This window comes from Bacillus sp. JH7, from assembly GCF_001563515.1.
In the GTDB taxonomy this organism is placed as follows: Bacteria; Bacillota; Bacilli; order Bacillales; family Bacillaceae_G; genus Bacillus_A; species Bacillus_A cereus.
On record NZ_LPUS01000001.1, the window covers coordinates 1,664,162 to 1,689,547 of the forward strand.

The following is a 25,386-nucleotide window of genomic DNA, read 5'->3' on the forward strand; positions in this document are numbered from 1 at the left end:
CTAGAAAAAGAACTTGTATTCAAATAGACGTATGAGATTAACCAGATATTATCTTGTTAGCGGAACAGTTTCAATTTTTAGGAGTTAGAAAAATAATGGAGAAACAAAGTATATCTATTTTTTTAATAACAATCATGTGCTGAATTTATCCCGCTATTTGCCGGGCAGTAAGACCTCCATCTAAAAATTCAGCGAAAGCAAAGAAGTTAGGTGGGGGGGCGGGCTGCCCGTAAAAGCCCGATTGGTGTGGGCTAATAATCAGTGGGGATGAACAAAACCCCCACTGATTAAAGTTGCACTTTATCGGTATAGTTCTGAATCAGATAAACTAGTCTGATGTCAGCTCAAACAAATAGCTCTTGAAGACTTTATAAACACATATGTGAGCAAAAGCTCAATGGAAATCTTTGTACCATATTGTTAATTTGAAAAAATACACTAACCGTTATTTTGCTAAAGGAAATAAAAAGACAGAAGGCTGCAAAGTGTTCCAAGGAAGCTTTGCAGCTTTTTTGTAATTTAAAACCTATGTTTATAACGAAGATAAGTTTATAGACTAATATCTTCATACTGGATATTTATTAATAATGATATTAGGATTTTTTTGTGAAAAATCAATAATATAACATATATTACTAAATATATCTACATTTTATGCAATTATACATAACTAAATAAAGGTAAAAAAGTATAAAAAAACCTATTATATTATTCTATAAGTATTTTTTCTAAAATAAAATTTCTTGGTTGAGCTAAAATAGTTATTTTTAACCGTATACACATTAATTTGTAATCATTCCAATTACAGAAATGAAATTTACGAATAACTATATTTATATAATTTTTTCCGGGACATATTTTTATTTAACAGTGAATTATCGAGCTTAATCGACAAAATCTTTCTATTTACGCATTAAAAATTTAATGTTTTAATGAACAACATAACTGGTATGACCAGACAGAAAGGAGAAGGTTACGCTAATAGGAATTATAGTGAAGTTGTAAGTAACATTATGTCTTTAATAATTTTCTAAATAGTCAATTTATTCACAAGAGGTCAAGAATCAAATTGGTAATAAACGTGTTCTAAGTTTCTGCATAACAAAAGTGAAGTTATTCCGCAATAAAAGTATAAGCAATGTACAGTATAATTTCATCTTTTGTTGTCTAGTAAGGAGTTTGCTGACAAAACTAAGAGGGATATTATCAAATTGAAATTAAACAATGTTATGACAAGATTAACTGTAAGCATTGGTTTATTGATCCTCACGATTCTGTAAGTTAAACCGCAACTTTAGGAAAGAATTAATAATTTACTACTCATAAGGTGCCTGATTCAAATATAGTTAATAAATTTTTGTTATTTATATTTTAAAAAATAGAGTATCGAAATGAGAGATAAATAAAATCCTTATATCCTATTAGAAGTAAAAAACAACGATATTAACGTATCTGAAAGATTTCTCCTTCTTATCCAGTTTACAAAGAGAGCGGTCGTACAAGTTATATGAATTAAGTTATAAAAACAATGGTAAAGGAGTGTACGGAATGAAAACTAAAATAATGACAGGATTTTTAATAACATCCATTGTAACTGGAGCAACTATTCCTATCAATACTCTCGCAACACCAATCGTTCAAGCAGAAACTCAACAAGAAAACATGGATATTTCTTCATCATTACGAAAATTAGGTGCGCATTCTAAATTAGTCCAAACGTATATTGATCAATCTTTAATGAGTCCTAATGTACAGCTAGAGGAAGTCCCAGCTTTAAATACCAATCAATTCCTAATCAAACAAGATATGAAGGAATGGTCATCGGAACTCTATCCACAGTTAATTCTATTAAATTCAAAAAGTAAAGGATTTGTAACAAAATTTAATAGTTATTACCCGACATTAAAATCGTTTGTAGACAATAAAGAAGATAGAGAAGGGTTTTCGGATAGACTTGAAGTACTTCAAGAAATGGCTATGACGAATCAAGAAAATGCGCAACGACAAATCAATGAATTAACAGATCTTAAATTACAGCTTGATAAAAAATTAAAAGATTTTGATACTAATGTGGCAACTGCGCAAGGCATACTAAGTACAGATGGAACAGGAAAAATAGATCAGTTAAAAAATGAAATATTAAATACCAAAAAAGCAATTCAAAATGATTTACAGCAAATTGCATTAATACCAGGGGCTTTAAATGAACAGGGATTTGCTATATTCAAAGAAGTTTATAGTCTTTCAAAAGAAATTATTGAACCGGCTGCTCAAGCAGGGGTGGCAGCGTATAACAAAGGAAAAGAAATTAACAACTCTATTTTAGAAGCGGAGAAAAAAGCGGCGCAAGAAGCGACAGAACAAGGTAAAACTGCTCTAGAGATTGAAGCAGCAAAAAAAGCAGCTCGTGAAGCAATTGAGAAAAGCAAACAAGGTGAAATAGCAGCCGCAGCCGCAGCAAAAACACAAGAGTATGACCTGATGAAGGTCATTGATACCGAAAAGATTAAGAAAACATTTGGCGTTTTTGCTGAAGTAAATAAATTAACAGCAGAACAGCGAGCATATTTAGATGATTTAGAGAAACAAAATCAAAAAATATATGATTTAACAACGAAATTATCAATAGCTGATTTACAAAAATCAATGCTTCTTCTTACACAAAATGATTTGCATACGTTTGCAAATCAAGTAGATGTAGAACTTGACCTACTAAAGCGCTATAAAGAAGATTTAAATCTAATAAAAAATAGCATTACAAAATTATCTACTAATGTTGATACAACTAACGAGCAGTCTCAAAAAGATACATTAAGACAATTAAAAAATGTAATAAGTTACCTTGAAGAACAAGTATATAAATTTTGATATTGCGTTTTTTGGGAATTCATAAAGATTATAAGCATTTAGCGAAAGAAGGAGAATAGTCATGAAAAAATTTCCATTCAAAGTACTAACTTTAGCTACATTAGCAACTGTTATAACTGCTACTACCGGTAACACTATTCATGCATTTGCACAAGAAACGACCGCTCAAGAACAAAAAGTAGGCAATTATGCATTGGGCCCCGAAGGACTGAAGAAAGCATTAGCTGAAACAGGGTCTCATATTCTAGTAATGGATTTATACGCAAAAACAATGATTAAGCAACCAAATGTAAATTTATCTAATATCGATTTAGGCTCAGAGGGGGGAGAGTTGCTCAAAAATATTCACCTTAATCAAGAGCTGTCACGAATCAATGCGAATTACTGGTTAGATACAGCGAAGCCACAGATTCAAAAAACTGCTCGTAATATTGTAAATTACGATGAACAATTTCAAAATTATTACGACACATTAGTAGAAACTGTACAAAAGAAAGATAAGGCAGGTCTAAAAGAGGGTATAAATGATTTAATTACTACAATCAATACAAATTCAAAAGAAGTTACAGATGTGATTAAGATGCTACAAGACTTCAAAGGGAAACTATATCAAAATTCTACAGATTTTAAAAATAATGTTGGTGGTCCAGATGGGAAAGGTGGATTAACTGCAATATTAGCAGGTCAACAGGCAACGATTCCACAACTTCAAGCTGAAATTGAGCAACTTCGTTCTACTCAGAAAAAACATTTTGATGATGTATTAGCATGGTCAATTGGTGGTGGATTGGGAGCAGCTATTTTAGTTATTGCAGCTATTGGAGGAGCGGTAGTTATTGTTGTAACTGGCGGTACAGCAACACCGGCTGTTGTTGGTGGACTCTCGGCTCTTGGCGCAGCTGGTATCGGTCTAGGAACTGCGGCTGGTGTCACAGCATCTAAGCATATGGACTCCTATAATGAAATTTCTAACAAAATCGGAGAATTAAGTATGAAAGCAGATCGTGCTAATCAAGCAGTTCTTTCGCTTACTAACGCGAAAGAAACATTGGCATATTTATACCAGACTGTAGATCAAGCGATATTGTCTCTAACAAATATTCAAAAGCAATGGAATACAATGGGCGCAAATTATACAGATTTATTGGATAATATCGATTCTATGCAAGACCACAAATTCTCTTTAATACCAGATGATTTAAAAGCCGCTAAAGAAAGTTGGAATGATATTCATAAAGATGCAGAATTCATTTCAAAAGATATTGCTTTTAAACAGGAGTAGAACTGAAATTTAAAACCTAAATTGGAGGAAAATGAAATGATAAAAAAAATCCCTTACAAATTACTCGCTGTATCGACGCTATTAACTATTACAACTGCTAATGTAGTTTCACCAGTAACAACTTTTGCAAGTGAAATTGAACAAACGAATAATGGAGATACGGCTCTTTCTGCAAATGAAGCGAGAATGAAAGAGACCTTGCAAAAGGCTGGATTATTTGCAAAATCTATGAATGCCTATTCTTATATGTTAATTAAGAATCCTGATGTGAATTTTGAGGGAATTACCATTAATGGATATGTAGATTTACCTGGTAGAATCGTACAAGATCAAAAGAATGCAAGGGCACATGCCGTTACTTGGGATACGAAAGTAAAAAAACAGCTTTTAGATACACTGAATGGTATTGTTGAATACGATACAACATTTGATAATTATTATGAAACAATGATAGAGGCGATTAATACAGGGGATGGAGAAACTTTAAAAGAAGGGATTACAGATTTACGAGGTGAAATTCAACAAAATCAAAAGTATGCACAACAACTAATAGAAGAATTAACTAAATTAAGAGACTCTATTGGACACGATGTTAGAGCATTTGGAAGTAATAAAGAGCTCTTGCAGTCAATTTTAAAAAATCAAGGTGCAGATGTTGATGCCGATCAAAAGCGTCTAGAAGAAGTATTAGGATCAGTAAACTATTATAAACAATTAGAATCTGATGGGTTTAATGTAATGAAGGGTGCTATTTTGGGTCTACCAATAATTGGCGGTATCATAGTGGGAGTAGCAAGGGATAATTTAGGTAAGTTAGAGCCTTTATTAGCAGAATTACGTCAGACCGTGGATTATAAAGTAACCTTAAATCGTGTAGTTGGAGTTGCTTACAGTAATATTAATGAAATGCACAAGGCGCTTGATGATGCTATTAACGCTCTTACTTATATGTCCACGCAGTGGCATGATTTAGATTCTCAATATTCGGGCGTTCTAGGGCATATTGAGAATGCAGCTCAAAAAGCCGATCAAAATAAATTTAAATTCTTAAAACCTAATTTAAATGCAGCGAAAGACAGTTGGAAAACATTACGAACAGATGCTGTTACATTAAAAGAAGGAATAAAGGAATTAAAAGTGGAAACTGTTACTCCACAAAAATAGGGAAATATTAATTCTGTTGTAAAGTGAACTAAAACATAGAAAGTCTATGATTACACTGTTAAACAGAAAAGTAATAATTAATAAATCCTTATATAACAGAAAGGCGGAGTCTCATTAAAGACTTCGCCTTTCAATTATATATAAGTATGATTCGAATAAAAAATAACCTTGTAGTTTAATTGCTTTTTTTAAATTTGCAACAGAATCGGTTAATTTGAAGCAGATTATATACATTTTCTTTAATACTTAATGATTTGAAGGCTGCTAAAGAAAGTTCAAACGATACTGATAAAAGATGTAGAACTCATTTTGAAAGACATCGCTTTTTAATAAGATTAGAACTTGAAACCATACCTTATATAGGAGGAATACGAAATGATGAAAAAAATCCCTCATAAACTACTCGCTGTATCAGCGTTTTTAACTATAACAACTACTTATGCAGTCATACCACTAGAAACTTTTGCAATTGAAATTGAACAAACGAACACTGAAAATATGTCTCTTTCAGCAAATGAAGAACAGATGAAAAAAGCTTTGCAAGATGCTGGTTTATTTGCAAAAGCTATGAATGAATATTCTTATTTGCTAATTAATAATCCAGATGTGAGTTTTGAAGGAATAACTATTAATGGAAATGCAGATTTACCTAGTAAAATTGTACAAGATCAAAAGAATGCAAGAGCACATGCTGTTACATGGAATACACAAGTAAAAAAACAGCTTTTTGATACATTGACAGGCATTATAGAATACGATACAAAATTTGAAAATTATTATGAAACATTAGTAGAGGCGATCAATACTGGAAATGGAGATACTTTAAAAAAAGGGATTATAGATTTACAGGGAGGAATTCAACAAAATCAAAAGTCTGCAAAAGCATTAATAGAAGAATTAATTCAATTAAAAAATGCTATTGGAGAAGATGTTAGAACATTTGGAAGTCATAAAGAGACATTGCAATCGATTTTAAAAAACCAAGGTGCTGATGTGGAGGCTGACCAAAAGCGTCTAGAGGACCTTTTGGGACAAGTAAAATATCAGAAAGACATAGAATCTAAGGGCTTAGACATGGTGAAAATCCCCTTTATTCCAACCTTGATTGCTGGTGGCATAATGATAGGTGATGCAAGAGGTAAGTTAGGTTGGCTAGAACCTGAATTAGAAAAATTGCGTCAGACTGTAGATTATAAAATAACATTGAATCGTGTAGTTGGAGTTGCATTTCATAATATTAGTGATATGCATAGTATGCTTGATAGTGCTATCACTGCTCTTACTTATATGTCTACGCAATGGGAGGATTTAGATTCTCAATATTCGGGTGTACTGGGACATATTGATAAAGCTGATCAAAAAGCTGATCAAAATAAATATAAATTCTTAACTCCTAGCTTGAATGCAGCGAAAAACAGTTGGAAAACATTAAAAACAGATGTTGTCACTTTGCAAGAAGGGATAAAAATTGCAGAGAAAAAAGAACAAGATTTTTTGAATCAGCTTCGTCCATCAAACGTTTTCTACTTTTATAAAAAAATTCATAACGCATACACTTTTGAAATAAAGACTGGAACAAATGCGCCAAATGCGTCTTATAAAGTTATGAATTTAACTAAAAACACTGTTCATAATATGTGGAGTGGAGGGGCTAATACTAACATGTGGGCTGATTGGCTTTCATTCAATCCAAATGATGAATTTGCGGTAGTAGCAGTAGTGGATGGTAAAGAATATGTTGTGTATAAAGACAAAGTACAAAATATAATGAACTGAATCTGAAAGTAACGAAGTAATTGGAGCTGGACAATAAACTAGACAACAAGTTAAATGAAAAATCTCCTTATATCCTAGAATATTTTGCTCAAGAAAAAGAATTTGTTCAGCTAAAAAGTAAATATTGAATCAAGGAGTTAGTTGTCTTATGTGTATGGTTTTACCGAAAGGTTTCAAGTACATTACTCATACAATTATGTAGTTATCCTGAAGCATCTACAGGTGTTCTTATCGACCTTGAAGAACTACTTAGCTTCCTAAGTGGAGTGATTTTATACAAAATTAAGTGAACGTTTTTGTACATAGATTAGTTGACATTTATATAGGTTTTTTCCATTTTCAAAGATAGTTTTGTTTTTTATGTTATTTTTCAAAAATTACTGCTGAAATTTCTATATTCATGACTTAGCATATAATCATTGTTTGATGAAATGACATACCACGTCCCTTAGAGTTTCAGACATATTACGATAACTTAAAGAAAAAAGATAATAGTAGTCAACGGTTACTATTATCTTTTTTGAACTATTTTTCATTAAAATATCTCATCTGCTGTGCTCCGTATTTACTTTTCTAGATTTTATCCTAGTTTAAAATTTATGCATTTGAACTGTTTATACAATTTGTAGGATTTTTAGTTTTTTTGTCGAATACACTTAATGCAAGGAGGGACATTACATGATTATTAAAGATTATTTCATCAACCTTTCTATTTTTTCTTTATTAGTTAGCGCAGCAATATTTATTCAAGTGTTTACAATTAATTCTAGTCGATATTTTGAAAAGCTCTATGGAGGGATTATTGCAGTTACGTTAATGTTCTTTTCTTTTCCATACATGGGATTTTCCTACGATCTTCGAGTTGTTCCTCTTATTCTATCTTTTATTTACTTTGGTCGTATTGCTGGTTGGATTACGTTAATTAGCATAATTGTAATGCGTATCTTTTACACAGGAGGGTACTGGGAACCTCCTGTGATTGCTTATTTAGGTATGGGGATTCTATTTTCTACCTTTAAAACTTATTTTAAAAAACTACATCCTTTTAAAAGTGCATCGTTATATTTTTCTGTTTTTATTGGAATAAAGTGGTTAGTTGGCGTATTATTTAATACTACATTACTTTACACAGGAGGCTTATTATATATAGCGTTAGGACTTTTAATTGGGCTATTTCTTATGGAAGCCTACCAGAGATTGTATTATTTAACACAGGACTTATCTAAAATGAATCGAGAATTAAAAAAATCGAAGCAAGAACTTGCAGATACCGTACATGAGCTTCAAGGAGGAATTTTTAAATTTAAAAAAGTGGGTAAGCACTTTATACACACTTTATGTGATGGACAGTTTTATTATCAAAACGGATTTTATTCTGAACAGGTGGTAGGAAAAAGCTTACGTACTATTGATGCTTCTATTGTTCCTCCACATTTAGTTCCACAATTGATGAAGTACTATCTTCAGGCATGGGAAGGAAAAGAAATTATATTTGAATTACCTTGGCCAAATGATAAAACTATTATTCTTATTGCGCTTAGGCCGATTAAACGAAATGGACAAGTTATTGAAGTTGTTGGTTCTACAGTTGATATAACCGAAAGGAAAAAGGTAGAATCAGAATTAAGCGCTACCAAAGAATTATTGGAATCATTTATAAAGCACAATCTAGATGCTATTACCATTTCTGATCGAGAAGGGCATATTTTACAAGCGAATAAAGCTTATGAAAAGATATTTGGGTGGTCATCACAAGAAATCATAGGTAAGAGATTACCTTGTGTACCAGATTTTTTAATGGAAGAATCGCTTAAAAATATTCAGAAAATTCTAACAGGTGAATCTGTGGTTACTAGATTAGAAACTGTTAGACAAAGGAGCGATGGGAGTCTTCTTGATGTCAGTCTGACAGTTTCTCCTATACTAGATGTAAGAGGAAATGTGATAGCTTTATCAGCAATATGTAGAGACATCTCTGAAAGAAAACAAGCAGAAAGAGAACGACATCGATTACACCAGCAATTAAGAGATAGTGAAATGAAGTACCGTGCACTAATTGAACAAGCAACTGATGCGGTATATGTAGTAGAGCTGAATGAAGATAATGCTCCAAGTCGATTTATTGAGGTAAACCCTGTTGGGTGTAGAAGATTTGGATATAGTAGAGAAGAGTTGCTCTCATTATCATTTTCAAATATAGTACCACAAGATTCTCAAATAATCGTAAGGTTATTAGAAAAAATTAAAAAGGGACAAACTTCCTTCACTTTGCAAGATGAATATGTTTTTCCAACAGGAAAAGTAATAACAACTGAGTTTAGTGTTCGTGTTTTTAACTTAAATGGTAAAAAAGTTTTCCTAAGTATTTCTCGTGATATCACTGAACGGCTAAAAACAGAAGAATTATTACGAAAATCTGAAAAACTTGCTGTTGTAGGACAATTAGCGACTGTAATGGCTCATGAGATTAATAATCCATTAACTGCAATGAAAGGGTTCATGCAATTACTAAAATCAACGGAAAATGAAAATAATCAAAGTTATATAAATATAGTATCATCAGAGATTGAGCGTATAGAGAGTATTACAACTGAATTTATGGCGGTAGCCAAACCACAGGTGGTAAAAATAAAACCTAATGATATTAGTGTGCTAATGGATCAAGTTTTAATGCTACTACAACCTCAAGCAATGATGAATAATATAAAAATTAAAATCGATCTTAACCCTGGTATTCCATTGATTTCATGTGAAGGAAATCAATTAAAGCAAGTATTTGTTAATATATTAAAAAATGCAATTGAATCTATGCCGATGGGAGGAGAAATTCTCATTCAATTAAATATACTTGATAATAATCAATTAAGTATTCGTTTTATCGATCAAGGGTGTGGCATTCCAAAAGAACGTATACCATACCTCGGAGAACCTTTTTATAGTATTAAAGAAGAGGGGATTGGCTTAGGGTTAATGATCTGTTATAAAATCATTGAAACACATCAGGGAAATGTATTTATTGAGAGTGAAGTGAATAAGGGAACTACAGTTGAAGTCACTCTCCCTATTTGTACACTTCAAAATTAATATGTTCTTTTACTGAAATTTTTTAAGAAACCATACAAAATGTAATGCTAATGTTACTTAATGAAATAATAAAGAGAAGAACACTGGTAAATGTACCCTATAGAATAGACACTTGAAAAAGCCTGTTATAAAAACATCCTTTCTTTAGAACCAAAAGAAAGGATGTTTTTAATATTGTAATTTTTCTTGGGGATATTTCAAATTTTTACTTGTAATACATTTTTTAACTAATTTTGGTTAAGTTAGTTAAAAAGGCATTATTTTTAATGAGCATATTGACATATAAATATCCCTCATTTTTAAAATAGAAATTTCTAAAAACTATATATAGGTTCTTTTTGAAAGGAAGGGTATTATCAATTGAAACCACATGAAAAAGTACCTGTTCACTCTATAAAATCTTTGCAGGAATTAATGCAATTACTAAAAAAATCTAAAGATTTTATAACGTTGGAAATTGCTTCTAATAATTCCTCTATAGTCATTTCATATTTTAGAACATTAATCGATGTAAATATATTTCATGAAGAGGTTTTGACTTATATAAAAGAGAAGAGCTTCGATTCGTTACAAGATATTCACTCTGTCTTACCTTTTGAGAATTCAAAAATAACAAATCAAATGGAAGATATTCAGGATAGTATTTTAAATGGCTATATACTTATTCAGTTCGATACAGATAAATTAAATTGTTTGTTAGTAAATGTGTCAAAGAAAGAAAAAAGGGATATTACAAAAGCTGAAATTGAATATAATATTGTGGGTCCGCAAATCGCATTTGTCGAAGATTTAGATGTAAATTTAAATTTAGTACGTAGAAAGCTCCCAACACCTTATTTACAAATGAAGGAATTGAAAGTAGGCTCTCTCTCTAACACAACTGTTGCGATTGTATTTATTGAGGGAATTGTAAATGATCAAAATCTACAAGAAATTATAAAAAGGGTAAGTCAAATAAAAACAGACCATGTTTTGGATAGTACTTATTTGATGCAGTTAATTGCAGACAACCCAAATTCTATATTCCCTCAATTTTTGAATACAGAACGTCCGGACCGTGTGGCAGCTGTATTAGCAGAAGGGAAAATTGCACTTTTTGTAGATGGCTCGCCTTATGCCATCACTCTTCCAACAACATTAATTGATTTTTTTTCTACGACAGAAGATTACACCATGCCTTGGATTATAGCCTCTTTTTTTCGTCTATTAAGGCTTTTTGCTTTTATATTTTCTGTCTTAACGACGCCATTATATGTCTCGATTTTAACATATCATTACGAGCTTATCCCAAAAGAACTTCTTGAAACGTTAATCATATCGAGAAGTAAAGTACCTTTTCCTCCATTAATTGAAGCACTTTTTTTAGAAATAACGATTGAATTACTGAGAGAAGCAGGGGCACGTTTACCAACTAAAGTGGGTCTAACTGTCGGTATCGTAGGTGGTATTGTAATTGGACAAGCATCGGTAGAAGCAAGTCTTACAAGTAACGTACTTATTATCATTGTTGCACTTTCAGCTCTTAGTTCATTTACAGCACCAATATATCGAATTGGTAATACAATTCGAGTAATTCGTTTTCCTTTTATAATATCTGCACACCTGCTGGGCTTATTAGGAATTGTTTTAACAAGTTCTTTCCTTTTAGCACGCTTATTACGTACAGAATCATTAAGACGTCCTTATTTGTTTCCTTTTTATCCTACACGCCCTACAGATTGGAAAGACAGCATTATCCGTTTGCCGATCTCAGCGATGTTTCGACGTCCTATTTTTTCAAGGTCTAAACAGCGTTTTCGCTTTAATCCAGAAGAGGTAGAGAAAAATAAAATCATATCACGAAATGATTTTGATGATTGAATTTAACAGGGAGGAGCATTATGAAACAGATCCCAATTGAGTATCAAGTCTCGCCATATATGGTATTTTTTTTAATTATTACTATACAGTTGGGAGTTGGTATGCTTGGTTTTGAAAGGATTAGTGCAAAATTAGTTGGAAATGATGCGTGGATTAGCACGCTACTTTTTGGAATATCTGTTAATGTTATGATTTGGATCATATATCAGATTTTAAATCAGGGTAATGGAGACATCATTGCAATCAATCAAAACGTACTTGGAAAATGGATTGGTGGATTGCTCAACTTCATTTTTTTATCCTATATTGTATTGTTAGGTGCAACAACACTACATACTTATATCGAAGTAGTACATGTTTGGATGTTTCCTTCAATTTCATCTTGGGTTATAGCAGGGGCTTTTTTGGGTCTATGTTATTACATTGTTACTGGAGGATTTCGTGTAGTTGCCGGAATCGGCTTCTTTGGAATCGTTATCCCAAGCATTCTAATCTTCACATTTTTTTATCCTTTGCAGTATGCAGATTTCCAGAATTTATTTCCAATTGCACAGCATTCATTCCTAGAAATTATGAAAGGAATGAAAGGAAATATGTTTAGTTTTTTTGGATTTGAAATGTTATTGCTGTACTACCCATTTATTAAAAAGGCAAAAACGTCTCAAAAATATGCGCACTATGCAAATTTAGTAACGACTATTGTCTACACATACCTTATGATTTTAACTCTTGCATTTTTTAGTGAAAAACAACTAGCGAGTGCGATATGGGCATATTTAAGCATGATTAAAATTATACAATTTCCCTTTATAGAGCGGTTTGAATACATTATTGTTTCTGTTTGGGCTTTTTTTATATTACCCAATGTTTCCTTTACATTATGGGGAGTAAGTCGTGGTATAAAAGAGGCACTGGGAATAAAGCAAAAATATGTTTTGCCAGTTATCATCCTATTCATCTTTGTTTTATCATTTTTCTTGAATAATCGTAATAAAATTAACTTATTAAATACTTGGACAGGTCAAATGGGCTTTGTATATATATATGTATACCTACCTGTACTATGGCTAATTCAAACGGCCAAAATAAAGTTAAGGAGATAAACATGAAGCGATGGATACTTTTCCTTATATTAAGTGTCTTCTTAATAGGTTGTGCTAAAACGAAAATTGTGGATGACATTGACTTAGTTCAAGTTGCGGCATATGATACCGAAGCAGAAGGTAAGCTAAAAGGAACCTTTGCGATTTCAGCTTATAAAGGAGGCGGGGAAGGTGAAACAAAAATCTATTCAGCATCAGGCCAGACTGGTAGAGAAGTTCTTGCAAGAGCATCCGAAAAATCTTCTGGACCTCTAGAGTTGGGGCAATTGCGTGTTATTATATTTAATGAAAAAATAATTGAAAAGGGAATGCAGGAAATTTTAGAGACTTTGAACCGAAATCCTAGTGTAGGAAATGCAATTTATTTAGCAATTACAAATGTAAAAGGGGAATCACTATTAAAGGGGAACTATTCTAAAGAAAAAGAAATTGCTTCCTATCTATCCTCTTTACTGGAGCAAAATATGGACAATGGAACGCAGCCCAAAACAAATTTTTTTATGTTTTTAAACCAACTTAATGATGATGCGAGAGATTCCTATTTACCGATAATATCTAAAAAAGGTAACGTGCTGGAGTTAGATGGAATAGCACTTTTTAAAAGATGTAAAATGGTTGATAAAGTGAACCCTAAAGATTTATTTGTATTTAAATTGTTGACAGATAATTTTAAACAAGGTACATACCAATTCAAACTACCTGGTTCTTCAAATACTTACGCTACGATAGAGAATATAAAAGCTAGAACAAAATATAAGATGGAGGGGAATAGTAAGCATCCATTCGTAAATGCTCATATTCAAGTTAAAGCTGAAATTCAAGAATTTACAAAAACAAAAAATCTAGATAATCCTAAAGAAATAAAAAAATTAGAAAAAATTATGGAAAAAGAAATAGAAAAAAAAGCAACTACATTGATAAAGAGATTTATTAAAAAAGACACAGATCCTATAGGACTTAGAAAGCTTGGTAGAACTCACGTAAGAAAATGGAACAGTCAAGAATGGGAAGAATCCTATAAAGATTTACGTTTTCGTGTAACAGCTGATGTAAAAGTAACCCAATCTGGTGTCACAGAATAAATCAAATAAGATATGGGAAATTTTAATAAAAAATATAGTCTCGCAGGAGATTAGGGAGAAGAGAAACGATTAACAAAGAATTTCATAAACATTAAGATGCTTTGTTAATCGTTTTTATACCTGTAGCTTTATCACTTATAGTAATCATAATTATAATAAAAGAACAACGAAACAAATTCCCGATACCACATAATTATAAGAGGACAATAAAGTATCAAGATATAATGTATGCTTTGTCTGGAAAAAAGAATTAAATACTTCAAGGTTAAACACTTAACTTTAAAATAGTAAATTCGTTGCTTGTAGCACTTCAACTAGACTGTGTCCCCGAAAGTTAGAAAGGTCGGTTTGTTAAGTATCCTCTAGGGAATGAGCCTAGTACAATACCGGATTCATTCCCTTTTATTTTTCCTTGATTCTTTCATGATTATAGTACTTGATATACTTTGCTAATTCTTGTTTGAATTCTGTTGTACTTTCAAATTCTCTCGATACAGAAATAGACATACAAAAACGCCATTCTTTCTTATAAATCTACAGAAAGAATGGCGTATTCTTCGAACGTGAGTTCCTTTATTGAAAAGCTTTAGTTCTATATGACAGATAAAAGGGAAAGCAACGCTAAAATAGCGAGAAGTCCTTGTTTCATGATAATTGATTTATTGGATGTGAGACCTCCGAAAATAGCTGCTACCCCACACAAATGATGAAAAATAATTGAATCATATAACCAATGGGATTGTTTCCAAGTATAAGTTCCCAAATGAGGCCAGCTGCTAAGAATCCATTATATAAACCGTTTACAAATTAAGTGTCTAAGTATTTCTAAGTTTAAAGAGTGCAGTGTCTTCGTTTTTTATTGAATTAACTTTTACATGTTGGTTCAATATTTTCTATTCTCTTGGAACTTAGTTCTCGTTTACTTCTCACAAAAGCAATAAAATCTATTATCTCTTCTGTTGACAGTGCTTCTCCATCTACTAAAAGTGTTGCATCTGGATCGTTTAGGAGTCTTGTAATATCAATTACATCTTTGTTTTGATGTGAATGTTCAATTCGACCTAATATATAATCTACAGATGTATCAAATAAATCGGCTATTTTAGATAAAGATTGTAATGAAGGTAATCTATAACCATTTTCATAACCAGCATAGGTGCTTTTCGCAATCCCAAGTCGATCTGCTGTCTCTTGTAAGGACCATTTTTGATTTTTTCTTAATTTAGATAAACGTTCCAGCATTCGTCTCATACCCCATCTAATTTTATTAAATTAATTATAGCATAGAAAAAGAATCAAGAATAGAAAAAAAGTACGCGTATTGAATACAAAATCTTGATTAATTCAAATTAAGTTCTATAATGATAAATATAAATACGCATTACGCGAACGATATATCGTTGTTTATTTTATGGAGGGGTTGTGTATGAAGAAAATTTTATTGCTTGCAACTGGTGGGACAATTGCATCTGTGGAGGGGAATGAGGGGCTTGTTCCAGGATTGTCTGCTGAGGAATTATTGAATTATTTTTCGAAGTCTTCTCGAAACTTAGAAATAGATTGCAAAATCTTAATGAATATTGATAGTACCAATATGCAACCTGAGCACTGGAAAGAAATAGCTAATGCTGTTTTTAATCACTATGATGACTATGACGGGTTTGTGATTACACATGGAACGGATACGTTAGCTTATACATCTTCCGCGTTATCTTATATGCTGCAAGGTTTAAGAAAACCAGTTGTTTTAACAGGTTCACAAGTACCTATTAGTTTTAAAAAGACAGATGCAAAGAAAAATGTAGCTGATGCTCTTAGATTTGCCTGTGAGGATGTTGGCGGTGTGTTTATTGTTTTTGATAGTAGGGTGATTATTGGGACGAGAGCAGTTAAAATGCGAACAAAAAGTTATGATGCATTTGAAAGTGTGAATTATCCATATGTTGCTGAGGTAAATGAAGATGAAGTGAAATATCATTGGAAGCCAACGTCCCCCCATAATGAACTTTCAATAAATACTAATTTATGTACGGATGTTTTTCTTATGAAATTGTATCCAGGTACAAAGCCAGAGATATTTGATTGCTTAAAAGATTTGTATAAAGGAATTATTATTGAAAGTTTTGGAAACGGTGGATTACCTTTTGAAGGAAGGAACTTGCTTTCGAAAATTCAAGAGTTGACTGAAATGGGGATTGCTGTAGTGATTACTACTCAATGCCTGGAAGAAGGAGAAGACATACTTCTCTATGAAGTAGGACGGAAAGTGGCACAACATCAAGTAATATTGTCTGGAGATATGAATACGGAAGCCATCATAGCAAAATTGATGTGGGCGCTTGGGAAAACTAATAAATTAGAAGAGATTAAAAAAATTATTGAAGAGCCTTTAGTCTACGATTTAACAATAAAATCTGATAAGGATTGGTAATGACTTCATATGATTTATTTAGGTTTTACATTTAATATGGGGGAGAAATTAAAATGGCAATGACAAACAAGAACGTGCGAGTGGAGAATGATTTTTTGGGAGGAAAGGAATTACCTATTGAGGCATATTACGGAATTCAGACTTTACGCGCTGTTGAAAATTTCCCGATTACAGGGTATAAAATTCATGAAAGTTTAATTAGAGCGTTCGCAATTGTAAAAAAAGCAGCAGCGCTTGCTAATACAGATGTAGGAAGATTGGAATTGAACAAGGGTGGCGCGATCGCAGAAGCTGCTCAAGAAATTCTTGATGGAAAATGGCACGATCATTTCATCGTCGATCCAATTCAGGGTGGAGCAGGTACTTCAATGAACATGAATGCAAATGAAGTCATTGCCAATCGTGCTCTTGAATTATTAGGAATGGAAAAGGGAGACTATCATTATATTAGTCCAAATAGCCATGTAAATATGGCCCAATCAACAAATGATGCATTCCCAACGGCGATTCATATCGCGACGTTAAATGCATTAGAAGGCTTATTACAAACGATGGGTTATATGCATGATGTATTTGAATTAAAAGCAGAACAGTTTGACCATGTTATTAAAATGGGGCGTACACATTTACAAGATGCGGTGCCAATTCGTCTTGGACAAGAGTTTAAAGCATACTCTCGCGTACTTGAACGTGATATGAAACGAATTCAACAATCGCGTCAACATTTATATGAAGTAAATATGGGGGCAACTGCAGTTGGTACAGGCTTAAATGCAGATCCAGAATATATTGAAGCAGTTGTAAAACATTTAGCTGCAATTAGTGAACTACCGCTTGTTGGTGCAGAAGATTTAGTAGATGCGACGCAAAATACGGATGCTTATACTGAAGTATCTGCAGCACTTAAAGTATGTATGATGAATATGTCTAAAATCGCGAATGACCTTCGCTTAATGGCATCAGGTCCACGTGTTGGCTTAGCGGAAATTATGTTACCAGCTCGTCAACCAGGTTCATCTATTATGCCAGGGAAAGTAAACCCTGTTATGCCAGAAGTTATTAATCAAATTGCGTTCCAAGTAATAGGTAATGATCATACAATTTGCCTTGCTTCAGAAGCAGGACAATTAGAATTAAACGTTATGGAACCAGTACTTGTTTTCAACTTACTGCAATCGATTAGCATTATGAATAACGGTTTCCGTGCTTTTACAGATAATTGCTTAAAAGGAATTGAAGCGAATGAAGATCGCTTAAAAGAGTATGTTGAGAAAAGTGTAGGAATTATTACAGCCGTGAACCCTCATATCGGTTATGAAGCAGCAGCCCGCGTTGCGAAAGAAGCAATTGCAACAGGCCAATCCGTTCGAGAACTTTGTGTGAAAAATGGTGTATTGTCACAAGAAGACTTAGAGTTAATTCTAGATCCATTCGAAATGACACACCCAGGGATTGCAGGAGCAATTCTTTTAAAGAAAAATTAAAAGAAGAGGGGGGACAAGTCCCTCCTCTTTGTTTACAATATAGGGAGATTATAAGTAAGTATACAGTGGCGTTTAATGGTTCATAGAAACAATATTAAGAGGAGCAGAAATATGATCAACACCACTTTTAAATAAAGAGGATTTATTAAAATATCCTATCATGTTAACAACAAATTCACATGAATCTTTATAAAGCATTATGACCAACTATGAATCAATAGTTGGCCATAATGACCTTAAAGATCCATATCTTTTAATCCAGGACTATGCTCATTTGGCATTTCAGGAAGTTCTGGTACAGGAAAACCTTTTGGCGGGTCAGTTACTGCTAATGTTCCTTTGTTTCTACTTGGTGATTCACCTTGGAATATTTCTCCCATTCTTGTTGGATCTAAACTAAAATTAAATTGTGCGTTATGGAATCCCATGTCTACATACTTTCTGCACTCTGGGTATTTATTAATATCATAGTTGGGCACAGGGAAGAGTTTCCCCCATTCAACACCCAATGTCTCTAAAGCTTTTGCGAAAGCATTTTGATGTGCATTATCACGTACAATTAAAAATGCAAGTGTTTCTCTAAAAGTTTGATTGGAACTCATTTCATAAATTCTAGTTTTTTGAAGTACACCTGTAGATTCAAGTACTACGTTATCTAATAAATCGCTAATTAAGTTTCCATGACTATATACCCAAGAGCCATTCCATGGGTTGCCAGCTGCATCAACAGGCAATGAACTTTGAGCACCTACAATAAAGTGGTGAGGATTTGCATGTTTAACCGCTTCATCAAGTGGTGCTGTGTCAATACCAGCATTTCCTGGCGTAGGTTCACCAGATCCAGTTAATAGTTGATTAATTGTATGTTGTACAAGTTCTACATGGCTTATTTCCTCTAAAAAAACACCTCGAAGTAAATCACGATATTGCTTCTCTTTACCTCTAAAATTTGAGCTTTGGAAGAAGTATTGCATCATTGTACGCATTTCGCCATAATGCCCACCTAATATTTCTTGTAAAACTTTTGCAGCAGCTGGGTCTGGTTTATCCGGCTTAATCATATTAATTATTTCTTCTTTATAATAAAACATGAAGGACACCTCTTTTTAAGTTAGTTAACATTGTTATCGTGTCCGCTATTTGGTTAATTAATACTTTAATTCATTTTTTTACCAATTAATTATTACCTCAAAATGCAAAGTTTTTGGAAATAACTATTTTAGATGTGAGATGAAAATGGGGGATAGATACTTAGCGTTTAATAAAAAGATAAGATTATGAAATGTAATCCTATCTTTTTATTAAGAATAATGAATTGTAGCTTCAAGGTTTCAGAATGACTTTTATACAGTCATCTTCACGATTATTAAAAATTTGATAACCGTAGCTCGCTTCTTCAAGGGGGATTTTGTGTGTAATAATCTCTTTTGGGTCAAATTCTTTATTTGTTATTTTTTCAAATAGTTCTGGCATAAAATGAATAACAGGTGCTTGTCCCATTTTAAGATTAATATTTCTAACCCAAAATGCCCCGAGTGGGAATGCATTATAATTGCCACCATAAACACCAGTCATTTGAACCGTTCCGTATTTTCTTACGGCTTTCGTAGCAATTTGAATAGGGCCGAGAGTTCCACCTTGTAATTTCAATTTTTGTTCTAGAAATTCTAGTGTTGATTTTTTTCCATCCATGCCTACGCAATCAATGACTACATCGGCGCCGCCATGTGTAATTTCCTTTAAATGTTCTCCCATATCAGGGAACTTTGTAAACTCAAATACCTCAACATTGTTAATCTTTTTTGCATAATGTATCCGATAATCTAAGTAATCCACTGCAATTACACGTTTAGCGCCTTGCATCCAAGCAAATTTTTGTGTCATTAACCCAACAGGTCCACAACCAAGGACGATAACAGTATCACCTGGCTTAACGCCTGCGTTTATTACACTCCAATAGGCTGTAGGTAAAACATCTGATAAAAATAGTAGGGATTCATCTTCAAGCTCGCATGATTCCGGTATAACAAATGGAGTAAAATTGCCAAATGGAACTTTTAAATATTCTGCTTGTCCGCCTGGATGATTACCAAATTTCTCCGTATAACCAAAGTATCCACCAGAATCGTAATGAGGATTTGAGTTATCACATTGACTTTCCATTTCATGTTGGCAATAGAAACAATGTCCACAAGAAACGTTGAAGGGGATGACAACACGATCGCCTTTTTTCACTTTAGTGACATCTGGCCCGACTTCTTCAACGATTCCCATTGGTTCATGGCCGATAATGTATCCTTGAGGTAAGGGCATGTTACCTTGATATAAATGTAAATCAGAACCGCAAATAGCGGTTGAAGTAATTCTTACAATAATATCATCTTTTTTCTCTAACTTTGCATCATCAACTTGTTTAACTTGTACTTGATTTGGTCCTTGATAGGTTACAGCTTTCATCTCATATCTCCTTTTGGATTATGTCTCAAAACATAATTTTATTTAATCTCTTGGTGAAATAGAAATCTTTCTTTTATTTACTGAAGGGAATTAGGAAGTATACATAGTGTTGTTATGAAAGTATGTTATATCAGTTATTCTTTCTTATATGTTTTGCCCTACTTTAAGAAAAAAATCAATTTTTATTCATAATCTAATTTCCATAAAAAGGATAATTATTATTTCATAATTTGTAGCATATTAAAAACATCGGAGGTGAAATAAGATGGCAAACAATAATAGTGGAAGTCGTAATGAATTGTTAGTTCGAGGTGCTGAACAAGCTCTTGATCAAATGAAATATGAAATTGCACAAGAGTTTGGTGTACAACTTGGTGCAGATACAACAGCTCGTGCAAACGGATCTGTTGGTGGCGAAATTACAAAATGTTTAGTAGCAATGGCAGAACAACAACTTGGTGGTAGAGCTAACCGCTAAGTAAATTGGCTTAAAATATAGCAAATATGTAAATCAATTTCTTTTGTGTATTCATAAAAATAAAAAACCTTATATTAAACAGATACTCACTCAAAGATTATTGATAATCTTCTTTCATAATCTTTGAGTATTTAATTTGTAAACTACTTTCCTAAACAATAAACACGCGGTGTTGGAAAGGTGTTTTCCATGCATAGTAGAAAATCTTTTGCAGGAAAAAGCATACTTAAAAATTTGATTTCAATATTGAAATCAATATTTATTATGATATTTTCGAAAGGTAGGAATTTAAAAATGGGTATATTAAGTGGAAATCCTCAAAATGAACCGTTACATTACGGTGAAGTATTTGACATTTGGAGCTATCTTCTTGCTGCACAGGGTGCGATTGCAAGCCATCAAGTATTTATGAATCATACAGGTGATGAAGACTTGAAGAAGTTTTTAGAAGGCTTAATTGAAAATGATATGAATTCGGAAATAGAAGAATTAAAAGCTCTTTTAAAGATTAATGGGGTCGCTTTACCGCCTGCTCCTCCAGAACGACCAGTTGCATCTATTGAAGACATTCCTCCGGGAGCACGTATTAATGATGTTGAAATTGCTGCTGCTGTTTCTGCAGGATTAGCAGCTGGACTTGTGACATGTAGTCAAGTGATGGGAAAATGTCTTCGAGAAGATGTAGGGATGCTATTTGGCCAATTTCATATGAAAAAAGCGCAGGCAGGTGTAACTCTGCTACGTTTAAGTAAGAAAAAAGGGTGGGTAGTTCCACCTCCGTTACATGTAAGAAATTCTGATCAAGCTTAATAAACAAAAATAAAAAAGTGGCATTGGCCACTTTTTTATTTTTTAGATGTATCCTCAAGCTTGGATTTATTTATTGTGGAAGAATCTATATATTCATCTGATATTTCCATAGCATATTTATCATGATGAATATGATTGCGATTTTTTAATTCATCGTCGTTACGTAGTACTAGCCTCTTCATATAAATATGGAAGAAAACTTCTGTTCCACCAATAATTAAAGCGGCTATAAATGAAGAAAGTCCAATGTTACGAGTAGCATCTAAATTAGTAAACAAGGATGTTAGTAACCAAGTTCCGAAAAAGCTTAAGCCGAAATCTGCCATTGTAGCAATCATATTTCCGTATTTAGGTAAAATGAAGAGGTCTCCGATTAAATAGGCAGCTCCCGTAAGAAAAAGAGAAATTAGTAATACTCTAGGAATTGAAATGCCTTGAAAGATACTGAGCATGATTAGCAATACTGCAGTTATCGCTGTGTATTTAATTAATAAGGCAACAATATGTTTCATCATTTTCCTCCATTGTTTAAACGTATATGGAATACAATATTTCATTAAAAACGGATTATGCTTTTATATAGCGTAACCCGTTTTAATCACCCCTTAATGGTAAGAAGTACAACCTGGGTAAGAAGCAGGCTTATACTATGGATAGTATTTGCGGAATATCGAGCTTTATTCATAAAGGGTAGTTCCATTCTTATAATAGAGATGTTGCCTAAGTACAGTGTTTTTTCATATTAAACTTAATATTCGTTGGTGTTTTGATTCATTAATATAAAAATAAACAAAATATTTCCGCATTTAATGCATCTTTTTATTTATATATTTTCCGTAATCAGGTACAGCAATTTTATCAAATTCTTGAACGAGTGTTTTGAGGCTTGTTGATAGCAATTCACCTGACATTGGTATCCCATGTCCAGTAATAGCGACTAGAGGCTTTAATTCTTCTAATTTAATGACTGATTCTTTAGCTGCTTTCCAGTCTGTTGTTAAATAACGAGGGGGTCCGCTTATTTCCTGTTCTTGAGTTATTACTTTATACAGATACTCCTGTTTCACTGTAACAAAAGCGTCCCCAGCAATTAAAGTTCGGTCTTTCTCTCGGAATAATGAAATATGCCCAGGAGTATGCCCTGGTGTATGAATCCATCTAAACTCTGGCATATGGGGAACAGTTCCATCGATAGGTAGTGCTTTTACGCTATTTCCTAAATCAATCGGTTCATTAGGGAACAGGGGAGACATTTTCGCTACCATACCACCTTCAACTGTTGGATCTGGTTCAGGATAGCTTTGTTGTCCAGTCAAAAACGGTATCTCCATTTGATGGGCATAGACTGGAACATCCCAATATTTAATGAGTTCAATTATTCCTCCAACATGATCAAAATGCCCATGAGTTAAAATAATTGCTTTTGGACGGCTATTTGTACCAAATCGCTCCTCAGTAACAGAGATAATTTCATTTGCACATTTAGGCATTCCAGCATCAACTAAAACAAAATCATTGGTCTTAGGATTTCCAACAAAGCATATATTGACGATTTGAATCGTGTAACAAAATAAATCAGGTAATACTTCGAGGCCATGACCACTTTCAATTGAAGTTGCTGGAATAAACTTGTAATCACTTCCATAATTCATTTCCTTGTTCACCTTTTGTCCCCCTTAATATGTTTTAATACGACATTATAGTTCCCTAATTTCTCGAATCCATTTTGGGGGATTTGAGAAAAAATTAGTGGGGATTACAAAAATTAAGGTGGAGACATATCAATTTATATAAAGTGCAAACAGAAAATATTGATTTCACAATTGTAGTTTTTACTATTTTTTGAGGAGGGGTTATGACTTAATAAAAGATTCATCTGAATATTTTCATGTAGGTTTATAAAAATACATAACAGTAGCTAATAGAAATCCAGAGGCGATTACTTGTACCGATGCTTTTCATAGTCAAAGGATATTTAAGTTTTGTGATGTAATTGAGATTGATTAAATTATGCTTTTCTATGCAGCAGACTTATTTTTTCGAGCCAGCTGTATAGGAAGGTCCGTAGGGATTTTTCAAGGTCTATTAACAGACCTTGAAAAATCCCTCTTACCGCCTATTCCTCATACATCATTTTCCTCGTCATTCCACCGTCTACGACAAGGTTTATACCTGTAACAAAATCATTTTCGTTGGCTGTTAAATACAGACAGGCTCGTGCAATATCATCTGGTGTTCCTACACGCTTTGATAGGTGCTGTTCATGATCAATTTTACTTAATTTTGAATAATCTCCTGTTTCAATCCAACCTGGGGAAATAGCATTCACGGTAATCCTATCTTCGCTAAATGAGGCTGCGAGCGCATGTGTAATAGCAACGATCCCACCTTTTGTGGCAGCATAAGATTCTGAATTTGGCTCAGACATAATCGCCCTTGTAGAGGCAATATTCACGATAGATCCACCTTCTTTGTTATGACGCATATACTTTGCTGCTTCACGTGAACCCAAGAAAACGCTTCTTAGGTTTGTGCTTATTACATCGTCCCATTCTTCTAGCGAAATATCGTAAGGAGACTTGAATAACTCTTTTCCTGCATTATTAATTAAAATATCTATCTGACCGTATGTTTGATTAGCTACTTCCATTAATCGAATAATATCTGTTTCCAGCCTTACATCTGTTTGTACGAAAAGTGCTTCTTTACCCTGTTCTTTCATCTTAGTAACTGTTTTTGCACCTGCTTTTTCGTCTATATCTGCTAAAATAACATTGGCCCCTTTTTCTGCATAATGTAAAGCAATTCCTCTCCCGATTCCATTTCCAGCCCCTGTTATGATCACTGATTTATTAGAAAAATCCATTGTAATTACACTCCTTTTAAAAAAATATAACGTCTTTATTTTTTAATATAACATACAAAAATTATCCTTCTGCATAAGCAATAGTTAATTGATTATGCCAGTATTTTTATTCTTCACTAATAAAAGGAGTAATTATCTTTTTTTCATAAGAAGATAACACAATATTCGTTGATGGCGTACCATATTGCATTGAATCATCAATAAATTGTTCTAAACTTTCTACAGAATGTGTTGCTATTTTGACAATATAGCTAATTTCTCCTGCTACTCTGTAACACTCAAGTACATCTGGATGATTGTAGCAAAAGTTAGATAATGATTTACAATTTGTTGATTTAAACAGTATAAGTGCAGAAATTGGACGATTTATTTTTTTTAGAGAAACATGTGCATGGTAACCTTCAATAATTTGTTGTTCCTCTAACTTTCGTACTCGCTCAGTTACTGACGGGGAAGATAAGTGAACCGCTTCCGCTAAATCCTTCATTGAAATTTTTGCATTTGACTGTAATAGTCCCACGATTTTTTTATCAATTTGATCCATAAATTATCCAACCTTTTTTTATAAAATAGAATAACCTAAATTCTTTATAAAATAAAGAAAAACAATCAAATATCCTTATTGAACTTATTTATCAGCC

20 protein-coding genes and 3 pseudogenes are annotated in these 25,386 nt (G+C 33.0%); 14 read left to right on the forward strand and 9 right to left on the reverse strand.

Annotation, left to right across the window (positions count from 1 at the left end):
• The first annotated feature begins 1,548 nt into the window (after window positions 1-1,548).
• The 10 genes and pseudogenes from hblC to AU379_RS28695 all read left to right on the forward strand — a co-directional run.
• Window positions 1,549-2,868, forward strand: a complete 1,320-nt coding sequence (gene hblC, locus AU379_RS08430; protein ID WP_000850227.1) for a hemolytic enterotoxin HBL lytic component L2 — start codon at window positions 1,549-1,551, stop codon at window positions 2,866-2,868.
• 61 nt (window positions 2,869-2,929) lie between these two features.
• Complete coding sequence (hblD, locus tag AU379_RS08435; protein WP_000714435.1) at window positions 2,930-4,150, forward strand: hemolytic enterotoxin HBL lytic component L1; 1,221 nt, start codon at window positions 2,930-2,932, stop codon at window positions 4,148-4,150.
• A 36-nt stretch (window positions 4,151-4,186) separates the two neighbouring features.
• Complete coding sequence (gene hblB, locus AU379_RS08440; protein ID WP_000591969.1) at window positions 4,187-5,314, forward strand: hemolytic enterotoxin HBL binding subunit HblB; 1,128 nt, start codon at window positions 4,187-4,189, stop codon at window positions 5,312-5,314.
• Window positions 5,315-5,689: 375 nt separating this feature from the next.
• Entirely contained in the window at window positions 5,690-7,090 is a 1,401-nt protein-coding gene (gene hblA / locus AU379_RS08445) for a hemolytic enterotoxin HBL binding subunit HblA (protein WP_061139116.1), read from the forward strand.
• A 20-nt stretch (window positions 7,091-7,110) separates the two neighbouring features.
• Window positions 7,111-7,323 (forward strand): annotated as a pseudogene (locus AU379_RS31195) (IS4 family transposase); the annotation flags it as partial.
• Between the two features lie 445 nt (window positions 7,324-7,768).
• Complete coding sequence (locus tag AU379_RS08450; RefSeq protein ID WP_061139117.1) at window positions 7,769-10,174, forward strand: PAS domain S-box protein; 2,406 nt, start codon at window positions 7,769-7,771, stop codon at window positions 10,172-10,174.
• A gap of 360 nt (window positions 10,175-10,534) precedes the next feature.
• Entirely contained in the window at window positions 10,535-12,034 is a 1,500-nt protein-coding gene (locus tag AU379_RS08455; RefSeq protein ID WP_061139118.1) for a spore germination protein, read from the forward strand.
• A gap of 20 nt (window positions 12,035-12,054) precedes the next feature.
• A complete protein-coding gene (locus AU379_RS08460) occupies window positions 12,055-13,137 on the forward strand; it encodes a GerAB/ArcD/ProY family transporter (RefSeq protein ID WP_000809694.1) in 1,083 nt (360 codons plus the stop codon).
• A gap of 2 nt (window positions 13,138-13,139) precedes the next feature.
• Window positions 13,140-14,219 (forward strand): Ger(x)C family spore germination protein, encoded by a 1,080-nt coding sequence (locus AU379_RS08465; protein WP_000832860.1) that lies wholly within the window; start codon window positions 13,140-13,142, stop codon window positions 14,217-14,219.
• A gap of 146 nt (window positions 14,220-14,365) precedes the next feature.
• Window positions 14,366-14,496, forward strand: a pseudogene (locus AU379_RS28695) (excinuclease ABC subunit C); the annotation flags it as partial.
• A 125-nt stretch (window positions 14,497-14,621) separates the two neighbouring features.
• Here the strand turns inward: AU379_RS28695 and AU379_RS28700 are convergent.
• From AU379_RS28700 to ansR, 3 genes and pseudogenes are all read right to left on the reverse strand, one after another.
• Window positions 14,622-14,708 (reverse strand): annotated as a pseudogene (locus AU379_RS28700) (IS3 family transposase); the annotation flags it as partial.
• 103 nt (window positions 14,709-14,811) lie between these two features.
• Complete coding sequence (locus AU379_RS30885; protein ID WP_206702973.1) at window positions 14,812-14,982, reverse strand: DUF1304 family protein; 171 nt, start codon at window positions 14,980-14,982, stop codon at window positions 14,812-14,814.
• Window positions 14,983-15,083: 101 nt separating this feature from the next.
• The gene (gene ansR, locus AU379_RS08470) at window positions 15,084-15,461 is read right to left on the reverse strand and encodes an HTH-type transcriptional regulator AnsR (RefSeq protein ID WP_000893567.1); all 378 of its coding nucleotides are present in this window, start codon (window positions 15,459-15,461) and stop codon (window positions 15,084-15,086) included.
• Window positions 15,462-15,645: 184 nt separating this feature from the next.
• Here ansR and ansA point away from each other — a divergent pair, with 184 nt between their 5' ends.
• Entirely contained in the window at window positions 15,646-16,650 is a 1,005-nt protein-coding gene (gene ansA / locus AU379_RS08475; RefSeq protein ID WP_000722296.1) for an asparaginase, read from the forward strand.
• Window positions 16,651-16,703: 53 nt separating this feature from the next.
• On the forward strand, window positions 16,704-18,134 hold the full coding sequence (gene aspA / locus AU379_RS08480; RefSeq protein WP_050821952.1) for an aspartate ammonia-lyase: 1,431 nt from the start codon (window positions 16,704-16,706) through the stop codon (window positions 18,132-18,134).
• Between the two features lie 236 nt (window positions 18,135-18,370).
• Here aspA and AU379_RS08485 read toward each other — a convergent pair whose 3' ends face one another.
• Together AU379_RS08485 and AU379_RS08490 are read right to left on the reverse strand one after the other, a co-directional pair.
• Window positions 18,371-19,225 carry a manganese catalase family protein gene (locus AU379_RS08485; protein WP_000500341.1) on the reverse strand — a complete coding sequence of 285 codons (855 nt, stop codon included), beginning with the start codon at window positions 19,223-19,225 and terminating at the stop codon, window positions 18,371-18,373.
• Between the two features lie 232 nt (window positions 19,226-19,457).
• Window positions 19,458-20,591, reverse strand: coding sequence for a zinc-dependent alcohol dehydrogenase (locus tag AU379_RS08490; RefSeq protein WP_000649090.1), 1,134 nt, complete (start codon window positions 20,589-20,591; stop codon window positions 19,458-19,460).
• A gap of 265 nt (window positions 20,592-20,856) precedes the next feature.
• On the opposite strand from AU379_RS08490, the gene sasP reads away from it, so the two are divergent.
• Together sasP and AU379_RS08500 are read left to right on the forward strand one after the other, a co-directional pair.
• Window positions 20,857-21,069 (forward strand): small acid-soluble spore protein, SasP family, encoded by a 213-nt coding sequence (sasP, locus tag AU379_RS08495; RefSeq protein ID WP_061139119.1) that lies wholly within the window; start codon window positions 20,857-20,859, stop codon window positions 21,067-21,069.
• Between the two features lie 294 nt (window positions 21,070-21,363).
• Window positions 21,364-21,879, forward strand: coding sequence for a DUF3231 family protein (locus AU379_RS08500; protein ID WP_002101091.1), 516 nt, complete (start codon window positions 21,364-21,366; stop codon window positions 21,877-21,879).
• A 35-nt stretch (window positions 21,880-21,914) separates the two neighbouring features.
• On the opposite strand, the gene AU379_RS08505 is transcribed toward AU379_RS08500, so the two are convergent.
• The 4 genes from AU379_RS08505 to AU379_RS08520 form a co-directional block, all read right to left on the reverse strand.
• Entirely contained in the window at window positions 21,915-22,391 is a 477-nt protein-coding gene (locus AU379_RS08505; RefSeq protein WP_000680670.1) for a YndM family protein, read from the reverse strand.
• Between the two features lie 294 nt (window positions 22,392-22,685).
• On the reverse strand, window positions 22,686-23,543 hold the full coding sequence (locus AU379_RS08510; RefSeq protein WP_061139120.1) for an MBL fold metallo-hydrolase: 858 nt from the start codon (window positions 23,541-23,543) through the stop codon (window positions 22,686-22,688).
• Between the two features lie 452 nt (window positions 23,544-23,995).
• Entirely contained in the window at window positions 23,996-24,745 is a 750-nt protein-coding gene (locus tag AU379_RS08515; RefSeq protein WP_000347900.1) for a glucose 1-dehydrogenase, read from the reverse strand.
• Between the two features lie 106 nt (window positions 24,746-24,851).
• Complete coding sequence (locus AU379_RS08520) at window positions 24,852-25,289, reverse strand: Lrp/AsnC family transcriptional regulator (protein ID WP_000372089.1); 438 nt, start codon at window positions 25,287-25,289, stop codon at window positions 24,852-24,854.
• Window positions 25,290-25,386: the final 97 nt, after the last annotated feature.

Bases quoted from the DNA above. Each gene is read 5' to 3' on its own strand.
- AU379_RS08505 (WP_000680670.1), bottom strand. From the start codon at position 22,391: ATGAAACATATTGTTGCCTTATTAATTAAATACACAGCGATAACTGCA.
- AU379_RS08460 (WP_000809694.1), top strand. From the start codon at position 12,055: ATGAAACAGATCCCAATTGAGTATCAAGTCTCGCCATATATGGTATTT.
- sasP (WP_061139119.1), top strand. From the start codon at position 20,857: ATGGCAAACAATAATAGTGGAAGTCGTAATGAATTGTTAGTTCGAGGT.
- AU379_RS08515 (WP_000347900.1), bottom strand. From the start codon at position 24,745: ATGGATTTTTCTAATAAATCAGTGATCATAACAGGGGCTGGAAATGGA.
- AU379_RS08485 (WP_000500341.1), bottom strand. From the start codon at position 19,225: ATGTTTTATTATAAAGAAGAAATAATTAATATGATTAAGCCGGATAAA.
- hblA (WP_061139116.1), top strand. From the start codon at position 5,690: ATGATGAAAAAAATCCCTCATAAACTACTCGCTGTATCAGCGTTTTTA.
- ansA (WP_000722296.1), top strand. From the start codon at position 15,646: ATGAAGAAAATTTTATTGCTTGCAACTGGTGGGACAATTGCATCTGTG.
- hblD (WP_000714435.1), top strand. From the start codon at position 2,930: ATGAAAAAATTTCCATTCAAAGTACTAACTTTAGCTACATTAGCAACT.
- hblC (WP_000850227.1), top strand. From the start codon at position 1,549: ATGAAAACTAAAATAATGACAGGATTTTTAATAACATCCATTGTAACT.
- AU379_RS08500 (WP_002101091.1), top strand. From the start codon at position 21,364: ATGGGTATATTAAGTGGAAATCCTCAAAATGAACCGTTACATTACGGT.
- AU379_RS08465 (WP_000832860.1), top strand. From the start codon at position 13,140: ATGAAGCGATGGATACTTTTCCTTATATTAAGTGTCTTCTTAATAGGT.
- aspA (WP_050821952.1), top strand. From the start codon at position 16,704: ATGGCAATGACAAACAAGAACGTGCGAGTGGAGAATGATTTTTTGGGA.
- AU379_RS08490 (WP_000649090.1), bottom strand. From the start codon at position 20,591: ATGAAAGCTGTAACCTATCAAGGACCAAATCAAGTACAAGTTAAACAA.
- AU379_RS08450 (WP_061139117.1), top strand. From the start codon at position 7,769: ATGATTATTAAAGATTATTTCATCAACCTTTCTATTTTTTCTTTATTA.
- ansR (WP_000893567.1), bottom strand. From the start codon at position 15,461: ATGCTGGAACGTTTATCTAAATTAAGAAAAAATCAAAAATGGTCCTTA.
- hblB (WP_000591969.1), top strand. From the start codon at position 4,187: ATGATAAAAAAAATCCCTTACAAATTACTCGCTGTATCGACGCTATTA.
- AU379_RS08520 (WP_000372089.1), bottom strand. From the start codon at position 25,289: ATGGATCAAATTGATAAAAAAATCGTGGGACTATTACAGTCAAATGCA.